Below are 5373 nucleotides of genomic sequence, written 5' to 3' on the forward strand. Positions count from 1 at the left end.
TAAGGCAGAGATTTTTGGTTGTTTTGCACATCATTTTCTTTTTTTCTACCTCTAGCTTTCTGAAGAAAGGTCTACATCGTCTACTTTAAATAAAAGAAAGTTAAAAAACAGATAGTTGTATTGGGAGACCGTCCTTTTTTTGAGGTCTCCCAATGGGGGTAAAGAAGGTCTCCCTTACTTGGGTAAGCTAGGGCGCTCTTCAGCTTTGAAACCAGCTTTGATGCTTATGCCGAAGTAGTAGAAAATTTTTATTTTCTTTTTCTTAAAACGCTGTGTCAGTTGAGAGCCAAAGCCTTTATTATTCATGAGATACTTCTCGTTTATCTTGAGTTCTTCCATGCAGTAGCACTTGAATGATTCATAAAGATCATTGGCTTTTGTTCGCACATTTGAGTCATGCGGATGCACTTCGCACCAATCGTCAACCCATGCCCCAATGGGATCGTTATCTTCGGTATAAGATTCGACTTCATGCCTCACTATTAGTGGTGGGGTAAGGTCAAGATCAGAGAGGAAAGTTCGAGCGCAGCGAACAAGCCAAGACAATATGCCGGGGGCTTCTTCTTCTATCCTGTCGTTGACAGTATTGCTTGGTTTAGCGTGATAGATGTGCTTGGCTTCATCGACTTCTTTAAGATTCTTTGTGAAGCGTGCATTAAATGGGATTAAGCGCATACGTTCGAATAATGCTCGGTCAGCATTTTTAATTCGGGGAACAGAGTTTGCGTGAACGAACAATTTGCAAAACAGTTGTAGAACAACCTGTGATTCATACAGGCCACGTGTACTAACTTCATCTGCACCGGTAATCTGCTTAATGATTTCTTTATCAAAGGTTTCGCTGCTGTCTGGCTCAGATGCTACAGCCATGCGCAGCCCCTCAAGTGCCATTAAGGCAGGGTCTGCACCGTCGTTTTTCTTGTTACCCTGAAGCAATACGCTCTTACTGATAGTGGAACTGTATCCACCTAGAACCTTCATGATTGTATTAAATAAACTCGATTTACCATTGTTGGCTGTGGGGCCAATGGCGATGTAGATTTCTTTATGGCTGGTCAGGCCGGTAACTGCATAGCCAATGACTCGTTCAAAATATTCAAGTAACTCAATATTATTACAGAAGATTTTGTACAGAAAATCAGTCCAGAACGGTGCTTCTTCATGCAACCCACGGTATTCATATGGTGAAGCATGGCGCATTTTGTACTTTGGATCTGGCGGTAAGAGGTGGCCTGTCTCCAAGTCGATGATGCCGTTAGCACAAGGCAGCAGAGTATGATCCTTGTCCCACTCTGTACCTTCAATACCAAGCGTGTCTTCGCCACTTTTAGCCATATTGATTACGCCGGAAATACGACGATCATTGCGAAGTTTTGAGGCACGATCATCAAGCATTTTTCTATTATACTTGTTTTGTTTGAGTTCTTTTCTCTTCTTTGCAATTGCTGCTAAATCTGCCTGTTCTGGTTCGTCTCCAGCTTGGGAAATCTTGAGAGAAAGTTGTTCTATCTGAGATTCAAGCTCTTTATATTTTGAAAATAGATAGTTACTTCCCCGATCAAACTGCTCCGCCATAATAGTAACTTCCTTGCGGTGCTGTCTTTTTGCATCGTCTTTCCAATGAGAATTGACGAACTGCATAAATACTTCCCGCTTGTGATCAAAACAAAATCTGTCTCCGATCAAATCAACCAATAATTCTGCATCCCCCAATTGCTGACGGCGCACGGCATCCATTAGGCGGTCAATTCTTGGGCCGCGTTTTTCTGGAACATGCATAACTTTCCAAGCCATCACAGCCGGCGGTGGAGTCTTGAGCTCATCATTAAGGCGTTTGGGATGGTTCTCTTTGTTCGGGTAGTTTTTTTTTGTCTGTTCCCAAACTTGCTGGCGCTCTTCTTCCACTTGCTTCTGGATCAGCGCACGCAGATCTGCGCAGCTGAGTTGTGCAATTTCAGCGACAGTAAGTTCTGGCGCAGCTGTTTGCGCGTTGTCTTCTGTTGGAAGGGGAGAATTACTGGGAGAACTATTGGTAGAGGCAGATTTTTTGTGTTTAGTAACAGAATTCTTGCGCGTAGATTTTTTAGAATGGCTCATGCTGCCACCTCCAATGTGTGATCAGAAGAAAGCGGAGCACATTGCCAGTTTAAAGAAACAGCATAAGGTTCCGGTAAGTTTTTCTTCAAACAGGTTTTAGGAGTGGCAATAAAATTGCGTGAAACAATTTTTTGCACTGGGGTGCAGACTGCCGAATTTGAAAGGGCGGCAGTCTGTACTAAATTTAAAATGGTGGCAGGTAGTAAAGCGGGTGCGGATTGCACGATTTTCAGATTTTCAGTTTTTTTCCAACACCACGTCCGCACAAACTCTGCGCATCTGTGTACCCGTATTGCTAATATTGCTGGAAAGAACCTATGTGATTTGGAGCGATAAATTGGGGCTAAATACTGCCCTTTAGACCTTTCTGCGAGGTCTTGGAGAGGGGAGAGGGGGGAAACGGGGGGAGTGGTGGAAGCAGCCCTCACCCCTCCCTTGCTACGCGCGTTCGCGGCGTGGGGTAAGGAAGCCGCTAATGCGGCGTCTTTTTTTGGGATACTGGATAGAGAGAAAAGGGAAAGAAATACGGGAAGAGAAACCAAAAGCGGGGGAGTAACGGGGGAAGTTATCCCATAGAACGCAAAAAAGGGATTACGATCCGTCGTAAAGACAGTACGTAACCCCTTGAAAATGCACATGGTACCGAGAGGGAGACTTGAACTCCCACAGCTGTAAAGCCGGCGGATTTTGAATCCAATTGTGGGTACAGTTGATTGTTCCTAGAGATTCCTTCTCTAGAAAAAACAGTGAGTTGTGATTCAGTATGATTCCGCATGAACCCCTTGACCACAAAAAAACTTGTACCTATGCTGTACCCATGAGGAAGTATATCAAAGTCCCAAATGTTCGCGGCCTTCAGTACAGAGAACACGCCACACGGAAGCATGCCGGTAGAGCAGATCGCTACTACTTGGTGCGCTGGAGTCGTAGCGGTAAAGTTGTGTCTGAGGCACTGGGTTGGGCTTCTGAAGGATGGACGATCAGCAAAGCTACTGGTGCGATGGGTGAATTGCAGCAGAACTACAAGCGCGGCATTAAGCCGGGAACATTCGCTGAAGCCAGAGCGCTGGAAGAACAACGCCAGCAGACCGAAGCCGTTGAGCACGCAAAGGCGCAGGCTGGTAGGCTGACTTTCAGACAGTTCTTTGATGATCACTACGTTCCCAAGGCTCAGAAGCGTAAGCGTACTTGGCGTGATGATGTCCTCCGCGCAGAAAAGCGCATCCATCCGAGTATCGGAGATCTGCCGCTGGACATGGTTAATCCGGATTGCATTGAACGCCTGCGCGAGGATCTGTACGAAGATGGCCTTAGTGATGCCACGGTTAAGCATGTGCTTGCCGTTATCCGTAGAGTGTTCAACGTGGCAGCGCTGACCACCGTAGAGGGCATTCCGGTCTTCACTGGTGAATCCCCAATGGCGCATGTAGAAATGCCCACCGTCACCAATAGACGTGAACGCTTTTTGACTTACGATGAAGCAGAGCAGGTCTTGAATGCTTGCATCACGCGCCGCGAGAATACGATCAACGCCATGCATGCCCAAGGTTGGCAGGATGTCCACGACAGTGTAATTCTGGCCTTGTATGCCGGCTTGCGTCTTGGAGAAGTTCAGCGCCTCGAATGGGGCGACGTAAACTTCTTTGCCGGCATTATTACCATTAAGAACGAGAAGGATAGAAAGCCCGGTGGCTCTGTGCCTATGAATTCTATCGTTCGCGATATGTTGACGCGCCGCAATAAGCAGCGCGACAAACGGCAGAAACTGGTCGTTCCGCCGATGTGGGGTCAAGTTAAGGATATTTCGCATACGTTCTCCGAGTTGGTAAACGAACTGGGTTTGAATGATGATGCAACAAGCAATTTGCAGCGTATTGTGTTTCATAGCTTGCGCCATACATTTGCAAGCTGGATGGCTATGAACGGGGTAGATCTGAACCGTATTCGTAAGCTCATGCGCCATAAAACGCTCACAATGACGCAACGCTATGCACACTTATTGCCGGACGCCACACAAGATGCGGTAGAAGCTTTATGCCGCCCGCGCACGGACAAAGAGTAATTTGTTCTCTATGCGCTTAATGCCGAAATAGCGGATAGCCCATTCAACAAGATCGCGAGTTTCGTATAAGACGCGACGACCACCTTTGATCATAGAACGTGGGCCGTCGCCGTTGAGATCTGCATTCGCAAGAGTCTTGCCTTCAAACCACCCACCGAGAAATATATGAACCCGCTGCCGTGCAATGTAGTTCGGCAGCCCTTCGATCATATGTTCTAAAAATTCTTTCTCATCTTCAGTCAGCGGGCGTTCCCAATCTACTTTATTCATGTTCTCTCCAGTTCGTTAGAAATTCACGTTATATTAGGCGATAAAAATGCAAATGTGATGTTTAGGTTAGGCTGCGGGATCATGGTGCCCGCCACCGCATACTCTTTTGGCCAATTCATTGCGTTCGGCAGTAGTCAAACAATCTGCGGCCAACGCTCTGCGCTTTAGCGGAATAACAACGTGGCCTGTAAGCTTCAGCTTGTTACGGTGCCGTTCATCAATCTGGGCAATCATGCGGTACAGGTTGCTAATGTTCAGCTGATCTTCCACACAAATCCCTTCCTGCTTCGCAAGCACTCCAACAGAGTTGCGAACGCATTCCAATTTACGACGAACAATAACGGATGGATTCATCATGATGCTTCCTCCTGCACTGCGTGCATTGCGATAATAAGTTCCTGATAACGGGCAAGTACTCGGTGGGCTTTTTTGATAATTCTAGGCGTTTCGTGTTTTTGAATTTTGTTGTCGCCCTCGAGCGCCTTGTTGACTTCAGCGTTAACTTCCCCCATCTCTTCACCGATCTGACTCAACAGCTGAAGCACTTCCAACGTGCTAAGTTGTGGCAAAAGGTCGTGCCGACCTTTGCGGAGTTCTTTAGTGTTCACGCAGAGCCAGTCCAAAATAATGTCGTTTCGTAAAACAACACAAAGATCCGGTATAGAAGGGATGGCAGGAAAGTAGTTGTCTTCTGCATTAAAAACGCGGCTGGTCTTGCTAACACTCCAGCCCATGGCGTTCCCTGCTTCATCGCGAGAAAGGCCGCTTTCACCCAGAGCAAGGGAAAGCGCAGCGGGAAAAGCGAGGTGTTGTAACTTTGTCATGGTGGTAGTTCTCCAAAAAATTGCACGTTGCCTGTATTACTAGGTATGCGGCACTGTTAGCAGCATCGGTAGGCAGGACAGGGCGCGTGATGTTTATGCAGCCTGTCCCATGTAATTTGG

General features: G+C 46.9%; 5 protein-coding genes. 1 reads left to right on the forward strand and 4 read right to left on the reverse strand.

Annotated features, from left to right (window positions below):
• Nucleotides 1–174: 174 nt before the first annotated feature.
• A complete protein-coding gene (locus F461_RS0100055) occupies nucleotides 175–2097 on the reverse strand; it encodes a DNA primase family protein (RefSeq protein ID WP_019999119.1) in 1923 nt (640 codons plus the stop codon).
• 817 nt (nucleotides 2098–2914) lie between these two features.
• Here F461_RS0100055 and F461_RS0100070 point away from each other — a divergent pair.
• Nucleotides 2915–4159 carry a tyrosine-type recombinase/integrase gene (locus F461_RS0100070; protein WP_162139274.1) on the forward strand — a complete coding sequence of 415 codons (1245 nt, stop codon included), beginning with the start codon at nucleotides 2915–2917 and terminating at the stop codon, nucleotides 4157–4159.
• On the opposite strand, the gene F461_RS16555 is transcribed toward F461_RS0100070, so the two are convergent.
• From F461_RS16555 to F461_RS18335, 3 genes are all read right to left on the reverse strand, one after another.
• Nucleotides 4130–4429 carry a hypothetical protein gene (locus tag F461_RS16555; RefSeq protein WP_019999123.1) on the reverse strand — a complete coding sequence of 100 codons (300 nt, stop codon included), beginning with the start codon at nucleotides 4427–4429 and terminating at the stop codon, nucleotides 4130–4132. The genes F461_RS0100070 and F461_RS16555 overlap by 30 nt on opposite strands.
• A 66-nt stretch (nucleotides 4430–4495) precedes the next feature.
• Nucleotides 4496–4786 (reverse strand): hypothetical protein, encoded by a 291-nt coding sequence (locus F461_RS0100080; protein ID WP_019999124.1) that lies wholly within the window; start codon nucleotides 4784–4786, stop codon nucleotides 4496–4498.
• The gene (locus tag F461_RS18335; RefSeq protein ID WP_019999125.1) at nucleotides 4783–5253 is read right to left on the reverse strand and encodes a phage regulatory CII family protein; all 471 of its coding nucleotides are present in this window, start codon (nucleotides 5251–5253) and stop codon (nucleotides 4783–4785) included. Before F461_RS18335 ends, F461_RS0100080 begins: the two co-directional genes overlap by 4 nt.
• Between the last annotated feature and the right edge of the window lie 120 nt (nucleotides 5254–5373).

Origin of the sequence: Halodesulfovibrio aestuarii DSM 17919 = ATCC 29578, assembly GCF_000384815.1 — a bacterium.
GTDB lineage: Bacteria > Desulfobacterota > Desulfovibrionia > Desulfovibrionales > Desulfovibrionaceae > Halodesulfovibrio > Halodesulfovibrio aestuarii.